The sequence below is a fragment of the Dongia rigui genome (assembly GCF_034044635.1).
GTDB lineage: Bacteria > Pseudomonadota > Alphaproteobacteria > Dongiales > Dongiaceae > Dongia > Dongia rigui.
Window position 1 is genome coordinate 1,138,582 of sequence record NZ_JAXCLX010000001.1, and the last position, 20,988, is coordinate 1,159,569.

Genomic DNA, 20,988 nt, shown 5'->3' on the forward strand with positions numbered 1-20,988 from the left:
GGGCCCGCCCCCGGCACAAATCTAGAAGTGACTTCTGTTCTACATTGTAGAATATGACATCATGAGACAGGTCCGAATCCAATCCCTGGCCCGCGCCGATCAGATCCTGGAGACGCTTGCCCGGGAACCGGCGGAAGGGTGCCGCCTGCAGGACGTCGTGGCGCGCACGGGCCTGAAGCCCGTGACGGCGCTGACCTTGCTGCAGAGCCTGGTCGCATTGAAGCTCGCGGAACAAGTGGGCAAGCGCGGCCGCTACCGGCTGGGGCCGCGCCTGCTGCAACTGGGGCGGAAGGTCGAGGCGCGGCTCGACATCATTGCGCTTGCCCGCCCCGCGCTGGTGCGCCTCTGCCAGCAATCGGGGGAGATGGTCAATCTGCTGGTCCCAGCCGCCACCACCATGGTCGTGGTCGAGAGCCTGGAAGGCGAGGTGTTCCTAAAGGCCACGCCCTTGAAAGGCCGCGACCTGCCCATGCACGGCACGGCATCGGGGAAGTGCTTCCTCGCTTTCTCAGGGGACGCGGTACAGCGCCAAGTGCTCAGTGCACTCACCTTCACCAAGACGACGCAGAAGACGATCGGCGATGCCAAGCGCCTGGAGAAAGAATTCGCGAAGATCCGGAAGGCCGGCTATGCGACGGAGGAGGATGAATACACCGCCGACACCGTGGCGCTCGCCGTGCCGATCCTCGACCAGGGCGGAAAGATCCGCGCGACGCTGAGCCTGCACGGACCGGGCGCGCGGTTCGGCGCCGCGCGGCGGCCAAGGTTGCTTTCGATGTTGCAGAAGGAAGCGCAGCGAATCGGCAAGCTGCTGCTCTAGGCGGCGCCGGGCGGTATCAGCACGAAATTGCCGACATGCCTTTTCTCGAGAAAGGCGCGCTGCGCCTCGGCGATCTCCTGCAGCGGGAAAGTGCCTGCGACCAACGGCCTGATTTCGTTGCGTTCGATATAGCCGATCAAATTCGGAAAGACGGGCGCGTCCCAGGCGGTGCAGCCGATCAAGGTAAGATCCTGCAAATATAGATCCCGCATATCGAGCGCCACCACCGGGCCGGCGATGGCGCCGGAAGTGACATAGCAGCCACCGCGTGCAAGGGCCGTCAGCACGCCGCCGAAACCTGGCCCAGCCACATTGTCGACAGCGACGGCAAAGGTGCCGGCAAGATCCGCGGGGATACCCAATGCGCGATCGATGATGTGATCGGCGCCGAGGTGAAGAAGTGCCGCGGCTTTATCCGCCGTCGTCACGGCCGCCACCCAGGCGCCCCGCCGCTTGGCAAGCTGCACGGCCGCCGAGCCGACACCGCCGGAAGCGCCGGTCACCAGCACTCTCTCGCCCGCGCTGACACCGGCGCGGTGCAGCATGTTCTCCGCCGTGCCGTAGGCACAGGGAATGGTCGCCAGTTCCGCATCGCTCCATTGGCTGGCGATGGGAAAGAGCTCGGCTTGCGGCACGACGGCATAGTCGGCAAAGGCACCATCGAAATCCGATCCCAGCCACTTCATGTCCAGGCTGGAGAAGCCCTGGGGGCGCATGCAGGGGCGCACCAGCACGCGCTGCCCGAGCAGCGATGCATCGCCACCGGGACCGATGGCAGCGACCCTGCCGCAGCAATCCGTCCCTTGGATGAAGGGAAATGGGCTGGCCCCATTCCAGCCGCCATCCGCGGCCGGCATGGCGCCGGCGGCTTCGGCCGTCCCAGCCGTCACGCGCGACGAGTACCAGCCGAGGCGGGTGTTGATGTCGGTGTTGTTGATACCGGCCGCAAGGACCTTGACCAAAGCCTCGCCCGCCATCGGCACAGGGATGGGCACGTCGCGAAAATCGAGCCGGTCGTAACCACCGGGGCCGGTGGTCACGACCGCCTTCATATGCGGGTGCCCCGCTGAGAGTGCGAACCGATCCAACGCCGCTGGCTTAGAGCAGCTTTGCCGGGAAACCCGGCGCCCTGAGATCGGTCTTCAGCGCGTCTTCCAGCAGCTTCACGATCATCGGCGATTCCGCCTTGCCGCCATAGACGGCCTTGGCTTCGACATAGGTCTGGTTGGTGATCGAGGCAAGCTCCAGCGGCACGCCGAATTCCCGGCCGAAATTGAGGGCGAAACTGAGATCCTTCAAGGCGAGGTCCATCGAGAAGCCGATATCGTAGGAGCCGTTGAGGATGAGCTGGCCCTCGGTTTCGTGGACGAAGGAATTGCCGGAGGACGCGGCAATCGCCTCATAGGCCTGGGTGAGGTCGAGGCCACCGCGCTTGGCCAGCATGAGTGCCTCGCCCACGGCTTTCAAATGGATGAAGGCCAGCATGTTGGTGATGACCTTGATCACCGCCGCGGAACCCAGCGGTCCCATGTGGAAGATCTTGCGGCCCATCTTGGCCAAGGCAGGCTGATGAATGTCAAAGAGGTCCTTGTCGCCCCCGGCCAGCACAGTGACATCGCCAGTGGCCGCCAGATGGATACCGCCGGTAATGGGCGATTCCAGGGTGCGGACGCCGTGCTGCTTCGCCATCTCGGCAAAGCGCAGAATCTCGTCACGGCCCAGCGTGCCCATCTCGATCCAATGCCCGCCTTCGTCGAGACCGGCAAGGATGCCGTCCTTGTCGGCCAGCACTTCCTGGGTGGCACCGGGGCTGGGCAGACAGGTGATGACGGTATCGACCTGCTCGGCCAGTTGCGCTGGCGAATCCGCCCATTTGGCACCCTGCGCCAGCAGGGGCTTGGCCGATTCCGGACGCAAATCATGGACGACGAGCGGGAAGCCGCCGCGCTGCAGGCTGGTCGCCAGATGCAGTCCGATATGTCCGAGACCGATGAAGCCGTAACGCATGTAGCCTTCTCCCTTATTCTTCGTCTTCTTGCCTCGTTGAAGCCGCGGCTTGGCCGGGGCTTCAACGAGTTACTTTCTTCATTTGGACAAAACTCGTGGATGGTCGGCCTTCGCCGACCATGACGGGGACAAATAGATCTCTACTGGATCACCTTATTGGTCATTTCCAGATGCAGGTTCTTGCCGGTGTAGGGATGCGCCTTGGCGACATCCTCATCGAGTTCGATACCGAGACCCGGTTCCGTCGGCGGGATGACATAGCCCGCTTCCCATTGCACCGGCTTCTTGATGATCTTGCCGTGGAAGCCGCCCCAGGTTTCGATGCTCTCGAGGATGAGGAAGTTGGGGCTGCAGGTGGCGAGATGGACATTTGCCATGCCGATGACGGGACCGGCATAAAGATGGGGCGCTATCTGGGCGTAATAGGCTTCGGCCATGCTGGTGATCTTCTTGGCTTCCAGCAGGCCGCCGACGCGGCCGACCTGCATTTGCAGGATGGAGGCGGCGCGCTGTTCGAGGACGCGGGCGAATTCGTATTTGGTGACCAGGCGCTCGCCAGTGGCGATCGGGATCTTGGTGCCGCGTGCTACGAGCGCCATGTCTTCCGGCTTTTCCGGCGGCGTCGGTTCTTCGAACCAGAGCGGCTGGTATTTCTCGATGCGCTGGGCAAAGCGGATGGCACCCGCCGTGGTGAACTGGCCATGGGTCCCGAAGAGGAGATCGGCCTTGGAGCCCACCGCTTCGCGAATGAGCTTGCAGAACTTCTCACAGAGATCCATCGATTCCAGCGAGGGCTGGCGCGGGTCGAAGGGCGAATAGGGTGCTGCCGGATCGAATTTGATGCCGGTGAAACCCATCTTCACGTAATGCGCCGCGCGCTCGGCCGAGGCTTCCGGATTCCAATAGATGGAGCTGTCCTGGCCCTTGGCGACATCGGGATAGATATAGGTGTAGGAGCGCAGGCGGTCATGCACCTTGCCGCCCAGCAATTCATAGACCGGCTTGCCGGTTGCCTTGCCTTTGATGTCCCAGAGGGCGATCTCGATGGCCGACAAGACGCTCATCGCCGTCACGTCGGGGCGCAGCGTATAGCCGGAGCCATAGGCGAGGCGCCACAGCTTTTCGATATGGAAGGGGTCCATCCCTTCGACATAGCGCTGATACATGTCTTCGATCGCCGCCACCATCGTCTTCGGCCCGAAGGCGGTGCCGTAGACTTCGCCCAGGCCTTCGATCCCGGTATCGGTGACCAGCTTCACGAAGATGAAATATTGGCCGCCGAAGGAAGGCGGCGGATTGCCGACGACGAACGTCTTGAGACCGGTGATTTTCATGAGAGCTGCTTGACCGAGTGATAAGGGCGGTTGCGGGCCGCATAACCGATCGGCCCGCAACCGGTCATCCGGGTCTTTAGGCGAACCACCAGCGCTGGGTGATCTTCATGCCGTCGACGTCCCAGTTTGGAGCGATGACGTCAGGATGTGCAACGGTTTTAGCGCATGCGTTCATGTAATTATAGAACATGAGGACAGCGACGCCGCCGTCTTCGGCCACGATGTCCTGCATTTCGCCATAGATGTCGGCGCGCTTCTTCTGGTCGAGCTCGCTGCGGCCAGCGACCAGCAGCTTATTGAACTGGTCGTTCTTCCAGAAGCTGTCGTTCCAGGCGGCATCGGCCGCGTAGGCGGTCGAGAACATCAAATCCGGCGTGGGCCGGCCCGACCAATAGGACATGCACCAGGGCTTCTTCATCCACACCGCATCCCAATAGGCGTCGCCCGCCTCCTGGATGACATTGATGTCGATGCCGCATTTGGCCGCCGATTCCTTCATCAGGCTGGCGGCATCCACGGCACCGGCAAAGGCCGCATCAGAGGTCGAGAGATCGACCTTCAAGCTGCTAAGGCCCGCCTTCTTGAGGTGGAACTTCACTTTCTCCGGGTCGTAGGCGTGCTTGACCTTGGGGTCCTTGTGGTAGGGCACGCCCGAGGCGATCGGGTTGTCGTTGCCGACCGAGCCATGGCCGCGCAGCACCTTCTTCACGATCTCCTCGCGGTCGATCGCGTATTTCAGCGCCAGGCGCACATCGACATTGTCGAAGGGTGCCACGGTGCAGTTCATCGGCGCCACGTAATGGGCAAAGCCGGCGACCTCGGAAATGTCGACAGTGCCGGCGCGGGCCATCATGTCGACGGTCTTGATGTCGACGCGGTCGATATAATCGACATCGCCGCTGGAGAGCGCGTTGCTGCGCGCCACGACATCGGTGATGGCCTTGATCTCGATTTCGTCGAAATAGGTCTCGCGGTGATAGTTGGCGTAGCGCTTGCCTTCGGCGCTGACGCCCGGCTGATAGCGGCCCATGACATAAGGACCGGTGCCGTCACCGGATTGCCAATCTGCCTTGCCGTCCTTCGCGGGCAGGATCGGCATGTGGTAGTCGGAAATCACGAAGGGGAAATCGGCATTGCCTTCGCTCAGGGTGATGACGACCTTGTTCTTGCCGTCGGCCTTCACATCCGTGACCGTGGTCAGCAGCGATTTCGCGGCCGATTTCGATTCCGGGGCGCGGTGATGGTTGATCGAGGCGACGACGTCATCGGCATCGACCGACTTGCCGGAATGGAATTGCGTGCCGTTGCGCAAGGTGAAGACCCAGGTCTTGGCGTCCTTTGAGGCCTCGAAGCCCTCGGCAAGGTCGGGAACGACTTTGCCTTCCGGCGTCACTTCGGTGAGGCTGGAACGCAGCGAGCCCCAGCCATAGACGCCGTTGAAGGTGTCCGGGAAGGTGGCGGGATCAAGCGTATCGGTGGTGGCGCCGCTGCCCAGGGCCATGCGGAAGCGACCGCCCTTCTTGGGTTCGGCACGAGCGGCCTTGGTGAACATGGTCTGCGCGGTGGCGGCGGTGATGCCGGCCGCCATGGCGAGCTGGACGAAATCGCGGCGCGACATCTTGCCCTTCGCCGCCAACTTGTTCATCGACTTGATATCCATGGAGCTTTTCTCCCCTGCGTTTGCGGTTTCTGAATTGGCACGCGCCCGCTTCGCCGCCTTATCAGAAAGGGCGGCGATGCGGGCCGGCTGACGCCCATTGCAGCGCTTGACAGAACCTAAAATCAAACGATGTATTATGGGCCTAAGACCTCATTTTATTTGTCGCTCCTGAACCCCATGTCCTATCGCCTGCCCCCACTCCCCTGGTTGCGCGCCTTCGAAGCGTCGGCGCGGCGGGGGTCGTTTGCGGCGGCGGCGGACGAGTTGGGCCTGACCTCGGCCGCGGTCAGCCACCAGATGCGGGCATTGGAGCAGGAACTGGGCTATCCGCTGTTCGAGCGCCTGGCGCGGGGCTTGCGCCTCACCGATCTCGGCAAGGCCTATCTGGTGCCGGTCAGACAGGCGTTCAGCGAATTGTCGATCTCGACCTTGAGCATCTTCGGACCGGCCGGCGAGACGACACTGAATGTGCGCGTGCCGGTTTCCTTTGCCGTGCTGTGGATGACGCCGCGCCTCCACCGGTTTGCCCAGGCGCATCCGGGGATCCGCCTGCGCCTCTTCTCGGCGATCTGGGCCGATGCCCTGCCCGCCGACAAGACCGATATCGACATCCGCTTCGGCTATGGCAATTGGCCGGGATCGGCCGCACAGCTGCTGGTCAACGACCCCATCGTGCTGGTGACGGCGCCAGGCTCGCGCATCAAATCGGTGCGCGACATCGGCAGCACCGAAATGGTGCAGATCATGGGCGTCGAGGGCGACTGGCTGCATCTCTATGAGGCGGCCGGCATGGAACTCCCCAAAGGCGGCGCCGGCATTTCGGTCGACACCAGCCTGGCGGCGCTCGAGATCGTCGCCTCGGGACATGGCGCGGCGCTGGTGCTGTCGCGCTTTGCCGAGGCCTTTGAGGCAACGGGCAAGGTCGTGCGCGTCAAGGGCGTCGAGCTGCCGCACGACCAATCGCATTACCTTTTGACCACGCAGAGTTCGGACGCCCCGCGCGCCGAAGCGCTGCTTTTCGCCGATTGGCTGCGCCAGGAACTGGCGACGGAAGCGGCACAACAGATGAAAGGCAAGGCGGCCGCGACCGGTCGCCGACGGAGATCGCATGGCTAATGATATGAATAGCGCAGATTACATCATCGTCGGCGGCGGGTCGGCCGGCTGCGTGATGGCGGCACGGCTGTCGGAAAACGGCCGACACAAGGTGCTGCTGATCGAGGCTGGTCCCAGCGACCGGCGCTTCGATATCGACGTGCCGGTGGGCTATGCCCGCACCTATTTCGACGCGCGGGTCAACTGGATGTTCAACAGCGCGCCGGTGCCCGCGCTCAAGGACCGTGTCGTCTATTACCCGCGCGGCAAGGTGCTGGGCGGGTCGGGCTCGATCAACGCCATGGTCTTTGCCCGCGGCCAGGCGGAAGATTTCGAGGATTGGGAGAAGGTCGGCAATCAGGGCTGGGGCTGGCGCGACGTGCTGCCCTTCTACAAGAAGATGGAGACCCATGATTTCGGCGCCAGCGATCTCCATGGCGGCGACGGGCCGATGCATGTGACGCAGATGGGCCGCGACACGCATCCCATCTGCGAGACCTTCTTCAAGGCGGCCGAGGAACTGGGCTTCAAGCATCTCAGTGATTTGAACGGCGCCGAGGCGGAAGGCGTCGGGCATTACCAGGTCAATATCAAAAAGGGGCAGCGGCATTCCTCGGCCAAGGCCTATCTGCGGCCCGCCTTGAAGCGCGGCAATCTTGAGGTCATCACCGGCGCACAGGTGCTCAAAGTCCTCGTCGAGGGGAAGCGCGCCGTGGGCGTGCAATTGCGCCGCGACGGCATCCTGCAAGACGTGCGGGCGCAGCGCGAGGTGATCCTCAGCGCCGGTGCCATCGGCTCGCCCCATCTGCTGCTCCTTTCCGGCATCGGGCCGGCGGCGGATCTCAAGGCGCAAGGCATCGATGTGGTCCATGATTTGCCGATGGTCGGGCAGAATCTGATGGATCACATCTGCTATGATCATTACTTCGAAGCGACCGTGCCGACACTGAATTCCGAGCTCGGCAACTGGTTCGGCAAGATCAAGGCTGGTGCCCAATATGCGCTGCTGCGGCGAGGCCCCTTGGCCGGCAGTCTCAACCAGGCCGGCGGTTTCGTGCGCTCGTCGCCATCGCGCGCGCGGCCGAACATCCAGCTCTATTTCTGTCCGCTGGCCTATGAGAAGGCCTCGCCCGACAGCCGCGAGCTGATCATCGTGCGCTCGACGCCGGCCTTCTCCTTGAGCGCCTCGCCCTGCCGGCCGAAGAGCCGCGGGTATTTGCGCTTGAAATCGCGCGACGCCAGTGTCGCCCCGGAGATCCAGCCCAATCTGCTGTCGCATCCCGATGACATGGCGGAGATCATCGAAGCGGCGCATCTGATGCGGCGCCTCTCCAATACCAAGGCATTGGGCAGTGTCATCCGGCTGGAGACGAAGCCGGGGCCGCGCACGCAATCGGATGCGGATTTTGAGGCTTATGTGAAGGAATCGACCTATTCGATCTTTCATCCCAGCGGCACCTGCCGCATGGGGACGAATGCAGCGGAGTCGGTTGTCGATTCACGCCTGCGCGTGCATGGCCTGCAGTCGCTGCGCGTGATCGATTCCGCGATCTTCCCCAGCATCCCCTCGGCCAACACCAACGCACCGACGATGATGGTGGCCGAAAAGGGTGCGGCGTTCCTGCTGGGTGAGGATAATCGGTAGATCTGAGGAAAGGCCCCCTCTCCCCCACCCTCCCCCACGTTGGGGGGAGGGAGTCCCACCGAGTTTGCTGAAATACTGGGTTCGAGCTGGCTCGAGTTCCCTCCCCCCGCAGTCGGCGCATGCCGACATTCGTCGGCGGTGGGGAGGGTTAGGGAGAGGGGGATACTTAGATCGCCTTCGTCGCCTCGTTTAGCCAAGCGAGATCGCTGCCCGAAAGCTGTGGCGCCAAGGCCGCGCGGACGCGGGCGTGGTAGGCGTTGAGCCAAGCGGTTTCTTCCGCGGTGAGGAGCTTCTTCTCGATCGCGTTCAAATCGATCGGCGCCAGGGTCAGGGTTTCGAATTCCAGCCAGTCCGGATTACCCGTCACTTCCCGCACGACGACGAGGTTCTCGATGCGGATGCCGAATTCGCCTTCCTTGTAATAGCCGGGCTCGTTCGAGATGATCATGCCGGGTTCGAGGGCGACGCGGTTGGGCACTTTCGATATGCGCTGCGGCCCTTCATGCACCGAGAGATAGGAGCCCACACCATGGCCGGTGCCATGGTCGTAATCGAGACCCACATCCCAGAGCGGCTTCCTGGCCAGGGCATCGAGCGCCGAGCCGGTGGTGCCTTTGGGGAAACGCGCGGTGCCCAGGGCGATATGGCCCTTCAGCACGCGGGTGAAGCATTCCTTCATCTCCTGCGTCGGCGTGCCGATGGCGATGGTCCGCGTGATGTCGGTGGTGCCGTCGAGATATTGCCCACCGGAATCGATCAGGTAGAGGGAGTTGACCGGAATCTCGCGCTGGGTTTCCGGCATCGCTTTGTAATGGCAGATGGCGCCGTTGGGGCCGGCTGCTGAAATGCTGTCGAAGGAAAGATTGCGGAAATAGTCGTTGCCGTGGCGGAAGGCCGCCAGCTGGTCCGAGGCTTCGATCTCCTTCAACCCGCCCTTGGGCGCACGCTCGGCGATCCAGGCGAGATAGCGGGCGACCGACGCACCGTCGCGGGTATGGGCGTTGCGGGAGCCCTGCACCTCGACCTCGTTCTTGGCCGCCTTGGGCAAGGCGCAGACGCATTCGCCGACATGCACGCGGGCGCCGGACTTGGCCAGATTGTCGTAAACCCATTCCGAGGTGGTCGCGGCATCGATGGCGATGACCGATTTGCTGGCGCCCAGTGCCTGCAGGCCAGCCTCGAAGGCATCAGGGGCCGCTACCGCGACCTCGTTGCCAAGATGGGTCAGCGCCTGGGGCGTCAGCTTGCGGCGGTCCATATAGAGATCGACGCGGGCATCGTCATGGAGCACGGCGAAGCCCAGCGCAAAGGGTGTGCGCGGCACGTCGGCGCCGCGGATGTTGAGCAGCCAGCAGAGGGAATCCGGGCCCGAGATGATGGCAGCGGCCTTCCCCTCGGCCTTCAGCTTGGCGGAAAGAGCGCGGCGCTTCTCGGCCGAGCCCTCGCCGGCGAATTTCATGTCATGCGGCAGGACGGGGGAAATGGGATCGGCGGGACGGCCGGCCCAGATCTCGTCCACCGGGTTCTTCGTGACGGCGACCAGCTCCGCCCCGGCGCGCTTGGCCGCGGCGCGGAAGCGGCCGGCCTGGTCGGGTGTGAAGAGCCTGGGGTCGAAGCCGATCTTCTGCCCCGGCTTCAACTCGGTGGCGATATAGAGGTCGGCCGGCTCCGTCACCAGATGACGATATATATAGAGAGCGGGGTCGACCTGGTCCTTCACCTGGATGGTGTAGCGCCCGTCGACGAAGATCGCGGCCTTGTCGGCGAGGACAACCGCCATGCCGGCCGACCCGGTGAAGTTGGAGATATAAGCCAGGCGCTCGGCATTCTTGGGAACATATTCCCCTTGGTGGTCGTCGGCGCGGCCGATGATGAAGCCGTCGAGGCCTTGGCGCTTCAGCGCCTCGCGGAGAAGGGTGAGGCGCGCGGCGATCGGCTGGCTCTGCGTCTGGGCAAAGCGGCTTTCTTTCTCACGCCGGAAAGCCTGCAGCTGGGCGACCAAGGCAGGGCTCGGATTGTCCGCCACCAGGTCCATCCAGGAATCCGGCCGCTCACCCGCCGGCGCCGCGGCGATCCCCGGCAATAGGTCGGCAAGGGCGTTAACACTTAAATGCGCCTGATGCTTTTTGAGCAATCCGCTAAGTGCTTCATCCCCTTGATAGGTCTCTCGGCACGCTGAATCCGGGGAAGTTACCATCTCAATCTCCAAATTAACCATAAACTGTGTGACAGCTAAGTCACTATACCGTCTTAATTAGTTCTTAGTGATATGCATCACACTGCCATCTTGACCGTTTTGCATGCGCCGCGTGCATTGCTGCGATGCGGCGAAACCACTACTAAACGGGTGGGGTAAAGATTATGTTCTGCCTGTCCGCACAACAGAAGCGATGGCAACGGTGCCATCTGAACTTGAAAGCCGGATTGGAAGGTTACTATGAATCGGATCGTGATCAATCAGAACGTGGCGTCGAGCCAGGCCCTGTCGGCCTCCGCCACCAAGGAAATCGGCCTCGCTGCCTTTGCGCGTTTTGGCCGTGCCATCTCCAGCGCCGTGCGCCGCACCTATGCGCGCATCCAGCTGGAAAACGAACTTTACGCCCTCGACGATCGTTCGCTGAACGACATCGGTGTGGGCCGTGGCTCCATCCCGGCGCTGGCCCGCGAGGCCTTGCCGGCCGGTGACGAGAGCCTCTTCGCGGAATTCAGCCGCCTCGTCGTCAACGGTGTTCTCCGTCCGGCGATCGACTGGAACCGTCGCCGCAAGGCCCGTGCGACCCTCGAAGCCCTCGATGACCGGTTGCTGGCCGATATCGGCCTCGCCCGTTTCGAGATCGAGGCCCATGTGGCCCGTCTCTCCGGTGCCATCAACGGCGCGCTCCCCGCGACCGTCCAGGCGATGGAAGAAGACGTGACCGCGCCCCTCAAGGCTTGGTCTGCGGCCCGTGCCACCGCGAAGGAATTGTCGCGCCTCACCGATCGCCAGCTGATGGATATCGGTGTCATCCGCGGCGATATCGACGAGTTGGCCGGCAACCTCGCCGAGCGTGGCCTTGCTGCCAACAGCAACGCCCTCGCCCCGAAGGCCGCGTAAAAGTTCGACACTCGAGTTTCCCCTAAGTAGTGCGCCGAAACGGCGGTCCGGGTCCCTCCCGGGCCGCCGTTTCAGTTTGTGCGGCTTTAGCCAAAGGCCCCTCACCCCGACCCTCTCCCCGCAAGCGGGGCGAGGGAGGTTCGAGCGAGCTCGTTAGAAAGCCCCTCGCCCCTCTGGGGAGAGGGGTTGGGGTGAGGGGAGTTAGCGCCGCGCCTTTTTCTTCAGCACCAGGACCGACCAGTCGTTCTGGCGGATGCGGAAATCGAGCTCGAGGCCCACGGCGTGATGCGCCGCCAGCACGTCCTTTTCCTGTGTCTTCAGCAGGCCGGAAAGAATGGCGCGGCCATTGCGCCCGAGGCTCTTGGCCAGATCAGGCGCCAGTGAAATGAGCGGATTGGCCAGGATGTTCGCCGTGATGAGGTCGTAAGGGCCATTGTCGCGGATCGCCTTCGCCCGGTAGCCGTCCGAGGCAACAATGCGAATGTGCTTCTTGAGGCCGTTAATGGCGGCGTTCTCACGTGCCACGCGCACCGCGTCCTTGTCGTTGTCGCCGGCCATGACCGGAATATCGAACAGGTGATGGGCAGCGAAGGCCAGGATGCCGGTGCCGGTGCCGATATCGAGTGCCTTCTTCACTTTCAGCGTCTTCGAGAGCTTCAGCAACGCCTTGACGCAGCCGCTGGTCGTTTCGTGCCGGCCGGTGCCAAACGCCATGCCGGCGTCGATCTCGAGCGGGATGACGTTCCTCGGCGCCTTGCCGCGGTCATGTTCGCCATGAATGAAGAACGGCCCCATCTTGATCGGCGCCAGGCCCTTGCGGCTCTCGGCCAGCCAATCCTTGTCCGGGACCAGGCCGATGACGGCTTTCAAATTGCCGAAGGGTTTGAGGACGGATTTCACGGCCGCAGCCGACGGCTTCTCCTCGCCGATCACTTCCATATGCCAGCCCTTGCCGCCATCGGTCTCGAAACTGACCAGGGCCGCCCCGAAGGGTTCCAGGGCTTCTTCCAGCGCCAGGCGCCAGGCGGTTTCCGGCTTGAAGTCGAAATCGACCGTCACCGCATAGAGTTTCACTTTGGCTTGCATGTAGGCCCCCAAAAATAGGTTCGTCATGCCCGGGCCTGACCCGGGCATCCACTCTCACCACGGCACCAGTGGATCCCCGGGTCAAGCCCGGGGATGACGGCGCAGAAGATATCACCCCGCCTTTTCCGCAGGCAGCACGAAGCCGGCCATGACCTTTTTGACGCCCGCCTTGTCAAAGGCGATTTCGAGCTTGTCGCCATCGGCGGTCAAGACCTTGCCGTAGCCGAATTTCTGATGAAAGACCCGCGTGCCGGACGGATAGACGCCGGACGAACTGGGCAGCAGTTCGGCCTCGACGTCGATGGTCTGCGGCTTCCGTTGGCTGAACGAGCGGCCATTGCTGGTCCAGGGATGGGCGTTGCCGCCCCCCGCATTGCCGCCCCAGGTCTGGGCACCGAAACCGGATGGCTTGGGCGGTGTGAACCCGACATGGTCCTGTCGGTCGATGTTTTCCTTGGGCAATTCGGCAAGGAAGCGCGAGGGCAGCGAGTTCTGCCACTGGTTATGAATGCGCCGCGACCCGGCATGGCCGATGATCGCCAGTTTCCTTGCGCGTGTGATGCCGACATAAGCAAGACGCCGTTCTTCCTCCAGCCCCTTGATGCCGTTCTCGTCGAGTGCCCGCGGGTGGGGAAAAAGCCCCTCCTCCCAACCGGGCAGGAAGACGGTATCGAATTCGAGGCCCTTGGCGCCATGGAGGGTCATGATCGAGACCTGGTCGCGCGGACCGCTTTCGGCATTCTCCATCACCAGCGACACGTGATCGAGGAAGCTTTCGAGGCTTTCGAAATCCTCAAGCGCACGCACGAGTTCCTTCAAATTCTCGAGCCGGCCCGGTGCTTCGATCGACTTGTCCTGCTGCCACATCGCCGTGTAGCCACTTTCGTCCAAGACAATCTGTGCCAGTTCTGCATGGTGCGTGGCGCTTGCCATCTGCCGCCAGCGGGCCACGTCATTCATGAAGGACCCGAGCGCGCGCCGGGCGGCGGGTTTGAGCTCATCGGTCGAGACGATCTGGCGCGCGACTTCCGGGATCGAGAGCGATTGCGCGCGGGCAATCTCGTTGAGCTGCTTCAGCGTCGTATCGCCTAAGCCCCGGCGCGGCGTGTTGACGATGCGCTCGAAGGCGAGGCCGTCATCTGCCTGGTGGATGAGGCGGAGATATGCCAGCGCATCGCGAATTTCCTGCCGTTCATAAAAGCGCGGGCCGCCGATGACGCGGTAGGGAATACCTAGCGTGATGAAACGTTCTTCGAATTCGCGGGTCTGGAAGCCGGCGCGCACCAGGATGGCGATGTCCTTGAGTTCGCTGCCGCGCCGCTGCAGCGTTTCGATCTCGTCGCCGATCTGGCGCGCTTCTTCCGTGCCGTCCCAGGCACCGATGACGCGCACCTTTTCGCCCTCCGGCACGTCGGTCCAGAGCGTCTTGCCAAGGCGCCCTTCGTTATGGGCGATGAGGCCGGAGGCCGCGGCAAGAATATGCGGCGTCGAGCGGTAGTTCTGTTCCAGACGAATGACCTTGGCGCCGGGAAAATCCTTTTCAAACTTCAGGATGTTTTCAACCTCGGCGCCACGCCAGCCATAGACCGACTGATCGTCGTCACCGACGCAGCAGATGTTCTTGTGCCCCTGAGCCAAGGCGCGCAGCCACAGATACTGGGCGACGTTGGTATCCTGGTACTCGTCGACCAGGATGTAACGGAACTGCTGCTGGTAACGCTCCAACTGGTCCGGCGCCGTGCGGAAGATGGTGAGGTTATGCAGCAGCAGATCGCCGAAATCGCAGGCGTTCAAGGTGAGCAGGCGCTGCTGATAGGCGTGATAGAGGTCGAGGATGCGGCCCGAGGCCACCTCGGCCAATTCGGCACGGCTGACCTTGTCGGGCGCGAGGCCGCGATCCTTCCAGCGCTCGATGATCCCCAGCACGACGCGCGAGGGCCAGCGCTGTGAATCGAGACCTTCCGCTTCGATCAATTGCTTGACGAGACGCAGCTGGTCGTCGGTGGAGACGATGGTGAAGTTGGGCTTCAAGCCAACGAGTTCCGCCTGGCTGCGCAGGATGCGCGCCGCCAGGGCATGGAAGGTACCCAGCCACCAGCCCTCGACCGGGCGGCCGATGAGACGGCCGATGCGCTCCTTCATCTCGTTGGCGGCCTTGTTGGTGAAGGTCACCGCGAGGATCTGCGACGGCCAGGCAAGGCCAGAGGTGAGGATATGCGCCAGCCTCGTGGTGAGGACGCGCGTCTTGCCGGTGCCGGCGCCAGCCAGCACCAGAACAGGGCCGTCCAACGCCAGGACGGCTTCGCGCTGGCGATCGTTGAGCCCACCGAGATAGGGGGCATTAAGGGCGGATATATCGGTCGATTCGGTCATGCGTCCTTATAGCACCGGGATCGCGATTTCGCGCGCGCTGCGGGCAAGAATTTCCGCAATCTTGACAGGCACGGTCTGGACCTGCCCAATGCCGCCGAAATTTGTGCAGCGGCCGCAGAATGTCGGCCATGCCACATCATTTGGAGAGAATTTAATCATGACCAAGACGATCGAGCGGATCTCGCTGGGGGCGATGAGCCCGGGCACCGAGCGCTTCCTGGCCGTGCATCGCTATGGCACCAAGGGTGCGCGGCCTAAGGCCTATGTCCAGGCCTCGCTGCATTCGGATGAAATTCCCGGCATGCTGGCGGTGCATCACCTGCAGCGCCTGCTGGATGAAGCCGACAAAAAGGGCGCGATCAAGGGCGAGATCGTCGTCGTCCCCGTCGCCAACCCGATCGGTCTTGGCCAGATCGTCAATGGCAGCCATAGCGGCCGCTATGAATTGCGCGGCGGCGGTAATTTCAACCGCCAATGGCCCGATCTCTTTGATGGCTTGCTGGATGCGGTGCGCACCAAGCTGAGTGCCGATCAAGCCGCCAATGTCGCCGTCGTGCGGGCGGCGATCGGCACCAAGATCAACCAGATGATGCCGGATACGGAACTCTCGCGGCTCAAGGTCGAGCTGGCGCGCCTTGCCCATGATGCCGACATGGTGCTGGACCTGCATTGCGACGACGAAGCCCTGATGCATGTCTACATGCAGCCGATGCATTGGCAGGATTTCAGCGATATCGCGGCCGAGCTCGGCGCGCGAGCGAGCCTCCTCTGTGTCGATTCAAAGGCGCAGAGCTTTGACGAAACCTTTTCGCTGCCCTGGAGCAAGCTGCAGGATGCGATCGGCGACAAGTTCCCGATCCCCAATGCCTGCTTTGCCACCACGGTCGAATTTCGCGGCCAGGCCGATGTGTTCGACGAGATGGCCAGTGAAGATGCGGCCGGGCTCTATCGCTTCCTGCAGCGCCATGGCGTCCTGGCGGGCGACCCGGGCAAGGTGCCGGAACTGCAATGCGAGGGCACGGATCTGGAGGCGACCGACATCGTGCGGGCACCCAAGGCCGGCGTCATCGCCTACAAGGTCGCCCTGGGCGCCCAGGTGAAAAAAGGCGACCTCATCGCCGAGCTGGTCGACCCGCTGGCCGATGATGCCAACAAAGCGCGCCAGCCGATCCGCGCCCTCACTGACGGCCTGGTCCTGTCGCGATGCTTGCGCAAGCTGGTCTCGCCCGGCGATGGCATCGCCATGATCGTCGGCACGGCCAAGCTCGCCCACCGCAAGGGCGGCACGCTGCTCAGCGATTGATTAAGCCGGGGTCTGCCGGCTCAGGTAGCGATGGCTGCCACAAGGGCCGTCAGGCGGACGGGTTTGGTCAGCATGGTCACCGCGGGCAGGCCCTTTGCCTCGCCGAGTTGCTCGGCCATGGTTGCATAGCTGGGATTGTAGCCCGTGAGCAGGATGATCCGGCATTGTGCCCGCGCCTCGGATAGCCAGTCCAGGACCTCGAAACCATCCATCTTAGGCATGACGATGTCGAGGATCACCACGTCGGGATTGAAATTGGCAAAAGCGAGGCACCCCTCCCGGCCGTTGGCGGCTGTTTCCACCACCCAGCCCTGTGTGGCGGCGGCATCGCGGGCGAAATCGCGGAAGCCCTGATCGTCATCGATGATCAGAATGCGTTTGGGGTCGGTCTTCATGCCGGCACCTCGGACATCAGATCGGTTACCAGCGCCAACAGGTCGCGGGCGCGAAAGGGCATCGTCAGCAACAGGTCGTCAGGCGGCAAGCTGCTTTCCAACCGCGCCTCGGCGTCGCTGAGGCCCGCGAGCTGGAGTACCCTGAGGCCATCCTGGCTGCGCCGCGCCGCGCCGGAAAGATCTGCGCCATGCATACTGCCCGGCAGCAGCATGTCCGTGATCAGCAGCTTGATGTCGGCATTCTCCGACAGGGCCAGCAGGGCCATGTTCGCGTCACCCGCGACCAGGCACGCATAGCCAAGCTTCTGCAGCGTCGCCATGCATTCGCTCTGCACTGGCCCACCCCGCCCCACAAACAGGATCTTCTCGCCCTTGCCACGGCGCAAGGCGACTGATGCATCGGATTCCCAATCCGCTTCCTCGGCGCCCTCATTCGCGCAAGGCAAGAACAGGCCGACCGTGGTACCGCGACCCACCTGGCTATCGATATGGATATTGCCGCCCGACTGTTTGACGAAGCCATGCACCATGCTGAGGCCAAGGCCCGTCCCCTTTCCCACCGGTTTGGTCGTAAAGAAGGGCTCGATCGATTTTTCGAGAACCTCCGGCGTCATGCCGGTTCCCTGGTCCGAGACGACGATCATGATATAGGAGCCGGGTTCGTTGCCGCTCAGGTCGCGGACGGCCATGGTGACGTTCGCGGTTTCGATGACAAGGCGACCGCCATCGGGCATGGCATCGCGGGCGTTAATCGCGAGATTGAGCAGGGCTGCCTCGAGCTGCACCGGATCGACACGGGCGAAGGCATAGTGCGCCGATCCGCGGACCACGATGGTCAGGCCGCTGCCCAGACTGTGTTCGAGCAACGGCCGCATTTCCTGAATCTGGCGGTTGACGTCGACCAGGCGCGGCGACAACGTCTGGCGCCGCGAGAAAGCCAACAGGCGGTGGATCAGCGACGCGCCGCGTTCGGCTGCCGAGACTGCCCGCTGCAGGATCGTTCGGCCTCGCTCTTCCTTGATATCGAGCGCCAGCAAATCCAGATTGCCGATAATGGCGCCGAGCAGATTGTTGAAGTCATGCGCCAGGCCGCCGGTCAGCTGGCCCACCAGTTCCATTTTCTGGGCCTGCTGCAACGCAGCCTCGGCCGTGCGCTGCTCGGTAAGGTCGAGGGAGATTGTGCCAATCGCCGTCAGTACACCGTCGTCAATGATTGGGAAATGAGTAAAGGCGCAATCGCGCGCGCCCATCTCGGTCGGCGTGCGGGCCTCGTAGGTCACGGACGCCAGGGTGCGCTGGACCTGCGCCTTGCGCTCGACCAGCAACCGCGCGCCATCGGGACCGAAGACCTCCTCGGCGGTATGGCCGATGACCTCATCCTCGCCTTTGCCAACTTTGTCGAGGAAACGGCGGTTGATCATGGTATAGCGGCCGGCCGGGTTGCTGAGGGACAAGGTCACGGGGACATGGTCGAAGATGGCCCGCAGCCGCGCCTCGCTCTCGCGTAGGGCCAGTTCGGCCTTTTTCTGCTCGCTGATATCGACGGCAAAGCCACCGATCGCGTTGATACGGCCCGCCGAATCGCGGATCGGAAATTCGATCTCGAGGCTCCAATGGTAGCGTTCGTACGTGGGAAGCTGGACCTCCTTGGTGACCACTCTGCCGGTCGCCATCACCTCGCGGCTCATGGCGGTAATGGTGCGGCCGGCGGCGTCGGGCAACAGTTCTTCGGTCAGATGGCCATGCAAATTCTCTTGCGGAACCTCATAGCTCTCGGCGCCTTCGCGATTGATCATCAGCAGGCGACCTTCGACATCCTTGATCGACATGATGAAGGGGGCGTTGTCGAGGAATGCCTGCAGGCGCGCCTCGCTGTCATGCTGGGCCAGTTCGGCAGCCTTTGACGCGGTAATGTCCTGGATCATGCCGAGCACCTGGACGACATCGTCGCCACCGCCCGCAACCGTTTCGATGATCTCGACCACATGGCGCACCGCACCGTCCGGCCGCAGGATCCTGTATTCGAGCGGCGGGCAGTTGGCGAGCTTCGCCTCGTCCTGCTGCCGGTAACTATCGCGCACATGCGCGCGGTCGTCGGGATGGACGAAGCGCTCGATATAGGCTGCGTCCGAAACGACGAGCTCAGACGGCGTCACGCCGAAAATGTCGGCAATCGCCTGGGAATAGTTGAGGCCCTGCGGCCAATCGCTGAGCTGTTCGCCAGACGGGCCGTGGTGCCAAGTGTAATGCCCGATCTTGGCCAAAGCCTGGGCGCGTCGCAATTGCGATTCCCGCTCGGCCAGCGCAGCGGTCCGTTCTGCCACCAGTTGCTCGAGCTCGTCATTGAGGCGGCGCAGCCGGTCGGCATCCTGGCGCTGCGCGGAGACGTCCTGGATCGTGCCGAACTCGACGCCACTGGCGTATCTGCCGGTCTCGACGCTTTCACCCGTTTCCTGAACCGTCAGGCAGGTGCCATCCGAGCGCCTGACCCGGTATTCGACAACATAGCCTTCGGGGTGGTCGGCCTCGTAGATTGCCAGGACCCGGGCGAGGTCGTCGGGATGAATTCGCCGCTTGATGTCATCGAAATCGTGGTTGGTGATTCCGGGCTCGAGCCCGAGGATGGCAGCGGCTTCTTCCGAGTACTCGATGCAGCCCTTGCGCCAGTCATCGCCGCGATGCTCGAGCCGCCAGTGGCCAAGACGCGCGATGCGTTCCGCATGGCGATGTCGCGCGGCACTTTCGCTGATGATGCCAAGCGCCCGCTGCCGCTCGCTGACATCGTCAAGCATCATCAGGCAGCGCCGTGGACCGTCGCCATCGATGGCCTTGATCAACACATCGAACCAGTCATGCGGCTGCGACAGGCACCGCACATCCTTGCGCACGAACTCCGTACTCTCGCCATTGATGACCGCACGCAACCCAGCAGCGATTTCTGCCGCCATGGTATCGCCGGCGGCAGCCACCCGCGCCAGATGGTCGAAGCAATTGTCGCCGATCTTGAAATTGGTGCGCCCATGATCGACATCGGCGAGCCGCACCCAGGCGGGATTGGTGCACAGCACCCGCCCGTCTGCATCGACGACGCAGACGGCAATCGGCAGCGCGTTCAGCGTGTCCGCTGCCAACCGGGCATCGGCGGGGTCGGTCGATTGCCCGCGCGCCGGCCCGTTCGGGTGGTTGAGTTCATCCATGTGCATGTGGCCTGTCAGCTATGCGAAAGCAAGCCTATGGCCTTTAAGGTGGACTTGCCAAGCGCGTCGCTCGCACAGGCGTGGTCGTTCGCCCGGCAACCTGGGTTGCGTTGTCAGGAGATCGGGGCTTCTTGGGCCCACCAATCGGGGTGCCCAGCCAGCACGGCCGCCCGGGCCTGCGCTGCCCTGGCGGCATCGGCATATAGACCGAAACAGGTGGCGCCGCTGCCGGAAAGGCGCGCAAGGAGGCAATCCGGTGTGGCGGCAATCGCGTCCAGCACAGCGGCGACGGCGGGTGCCACGGTAATCGCCGGATCGGTCAGGTCGTTCCGGCGCCCCAGCAGATAGGCAGCGAGATCCTGCGGCGTCGCCGGCGGTCTCGCCCAGCGGGCCGGATTTGAGAAATCGCCCCGGCGCGCCTTGAAGACGGCAGGGGTCGGCGTCTCGACCAGCGGATTGACCAATAGGATATGCATCCTCGGCAAGGTGCCGGCGGGGACAATATCCTCGCCCACGCCGCCCACGAAAGCGGGGCGGCCGTCGAGGCAAACCGGCACGTCGGCGCCGAGTCTTTCAGCAAGCTGGTAGAGTGCCGCGCGTTCCGGCGTCACCTGCCAGAGATCGATCAGCGCCAGCAAGGTCGCCGCTGCATCGGCCGAGCCGCCGCCGATGCCGGAGGCGAGCGGCAGGTTCTTGGTGAGATGAATGGCGGCACCCCTCTTGCTGCCGGTCAATTCACGCAAGGCCAGCGCTGCGCGCATCACCAGATTGCCGGTACCGGTATCGAGCCCGCGCCCGAACGGACCGTCGATAGTGAGGGTCAGCGTTTCTGCGGGCGCCACGCGGATGTCATCGCCGGTCTCGGCAAAGACGATAAGCGAGTCGAGGAGATGGTAGCCGTCGGCGCGTTTGCCGACGACATGCAGATAAAGATTGACCTTGGCGCGGGCGAGCATGATGCGTGCGTCAGAATTGAGGA

Annotated in this window: 15 protein-coding genes; 5 read left to right on the forward strand and 10 right to left on the reverse strand. The window is 63.3% G+C overall.

From position 1 onward, the window contains the following. Positions 1-61 precede the first annotated feature (61 nt). Positions 62-820 (forward strand): IclR family transcriptional regulator, encoded by a 759-nt coding sequence (locus SMD31_RS05135; RefSeq protein WP_320499715.1) that lies wholly within the window; start codon positions 62-64, stop codon positions 818-820. Here the strand turns inward: SMD31_RS05135 and SMD31_RS05140 are convergent. The 4 genes from SMD31_RS05140 to SMD31_RS05155 form a co-directional block, all read right to left on the reverse strand. Continuing rightward, positions 817-1,860: an alcohol dehydrogenase catalytic domain-containing protein gene (locus SMD31_RS05140; protein WP_320499716.1), complete on the reverse strand. Its 1,044-nt coding sequence runs from the start codon at positions 1,858-1,860 to the stop codon at positions 817-819. The genes SMD31_RS05135 and SMD31_RS05140 overlap by 4 nt on opposite strands. A gap of 58 nt (positions 1,861-1,918) precedes the next feature. After that, the gene (locus tag SMD31_RS05145; RefSeq protein ID WP_320499717.1) at positions 1,919-2,827 is read right to left on the reverse strand and encodes an NAD(P)-dependent oxidoreductase; all 909 of its coding nucleotides are present in this window, start codon (positions 2,825-2,827) and stop codon (positions 1,919-1,921) included. A 140-nt stretch (positions 2,828-2,967) separates the two neighbouring features. Next, the gene (locus SMD31_RS05150) at positions 2,968-4,161 is read right to left on the reverse strand and encodes a mandelate racemase/muconate lactonizing enzyme family protein (RefSeq protein ID WP_320499718.1); all 1,194 of its coding nucleotides are present in this window, start codon (positions 4,159-4,161) and stop codon (positions 2,968-2,970) included. A gap of 76 nt (positions 4,162-4,237) precedes the next feature. Further along, a complete protein-coding gene (locus tag SMD31_RS05155; protein WP_320499720.1) occupies positions 4,238-5,821 on the reverse strand; it encodes an ABC transporter substrate-binding protein in 1,584 nt (527 codons plus the stop codon). A 177-nt stretch (positions 5,822-5,998) separates the two neighbouring features. On the opposite strand from SMD31_RS05155, the gene SMD31_RS05160 reads away from it, so the two are divergent. Then, the gene (locus SMD31_RS05160; RefSeq protein ID WP_320499722.1) at positions 5,999-6,937 is read left to right on the forward strand and encodes a LysR substrate-binding domain-containing protein; all 939 of its coding nucleotides are present in this window, start codon (positions 5,999-6,001) and stop codon (positions 6,935-6,937) included. Further along, entirely contained in the window at positions 6,930-8,561 is a 1,632-nt protein-coding gene (locus SMD31_RS05165; protein WP_320499724.1) for a GMC family oxidoreductase, read from the forward strand. The genes SMD31_RS05160 and SMD31_RS05165 overlap by 8 nt, the downstream gene beginning before the upstream one ends. 166 nt (positions 8,562-8,727) lie before the next feature. Here the strand turns inward: SMD31_RS05165 and SMD31_RS05170 are convergent, their stop codons facing one another. After that, positions 8,728-10,758, reverse strand: a complete 2,031-nt coding sequence (locus tag SMD31_RS05170) for an aminopeptidase P family protein (RefSeq protein WP_320499726.1) — start codon at positions 10,756-10,758, stop codon at positions 8,728-8,730. Positions 10,759-10,998: 240 nt separating this feature from the next. Here SMD31_RS05170 and SMD31_RS05175 point away from each other — a divergent pair, with 240 nt between their 5' ends. After that, complete coding sequence (locus SMD31_RS05175) at positions 10,999-11,655, forward strand: DUF1127 domain-containing protein (RefSeq protein ID WP_320499728.1); 657 nt, start codon at positions 10,999-11,001, stop codon at positions 11,653-11,655. Positions 11,656-11,856: 201 nt separating this feature from the next. On the opposite strand, the gene SMD31_RS05180 is transcribed toward SMD31_RS05175, so the two are convergent. Both SMD31_RS05180 and SMD31_RS05185 read right to left on the reverse strand, forming a co-directional pair. Continuing rightward, positions 11,857-12,741, reverse strand: coding sequence for a 50S ribosomal protein L11 methyltransferase (locus SMD31_RS05180; protein WP_320499730.1), 885 nt, complete (start codon positions 12,739-12,741; stop codon positions 11,857-11,859). A 111-nt stretch (positions 12,742-12,852) separates the two neighbouring features. Next, positions 12,853-15,114 carry an ATP-dependent helicase gene (locus SMD31_RS05185; protein WP_320499731.1) on the reverse strand — a complete coding sequence of 754 codons (2,262 nt, stop codon included), beginning with the start codon at positions 15,112-15,114 and terminating at the stop codon, positions 12,853-12,855. A gap of 157 nt (positions 15,115-15,271) precedes the next feature. On the opposite strand from SMD31_RS05185, the gene SMD31_RS05190 reads away from it, so the two are divergent. After that, entirely contained in the window at positions 15,272-16,417 is a 1,146-nt protein-coding gene (locus SMD31_RS05190) for a succinylglutamate desuccinylase/aspartoacylase family protein (RefSeq protein ID WP_320499732.1), read from the forward strand. A gap of 20 nt (positions 16,418-16,437) precedes the next feature. On the opposite strand, the gene SMD31_RS05195 is transcribed toward SMD31_RS05190, so the two are convergent. From SMD31_RS05195 to SMD31_RS05205, 3 genes are all read right to left on the reverse strand, one after another. After that, entirely contained in the window at positions 16,438-16,812 is a 375-nt protein-coding gene (locus SMD31_RS05195; protein WP_320499733.1) for a response regulator, read from the reverse strand. Then, complete coding sequence (locus SMD31_RS05200; protein WP_320499734.1) at positions 16,809-20,009, reverse strand: PAS domain S-box protein; 3,201 nt, start codon at positions 20,007-20,009, stop codon at positions 16,809-16,811. The genes SMD31_RS05195 and SMD31_RS05200 overlap by 4 nt, the downstream gene beginning before the upstream one ends. A gap of 113 nt (positions 20,010-20,122) precedes the next feature. Beyond that, complete coding sequence (locus SMD31_RS05205; RefSeq protein ID WP_320499735.1) at positions 20,123-20,965, reverse strand: 4-(cytidine 5'-diphospho)-2-C-methyl-D-erythritol kinase; 843 nt, start codon at positions 20,963-20,965, stop codon at positions 20,123-20,125. Positions 20,966-20,988 lie beyond the last annotated feature (23 nt).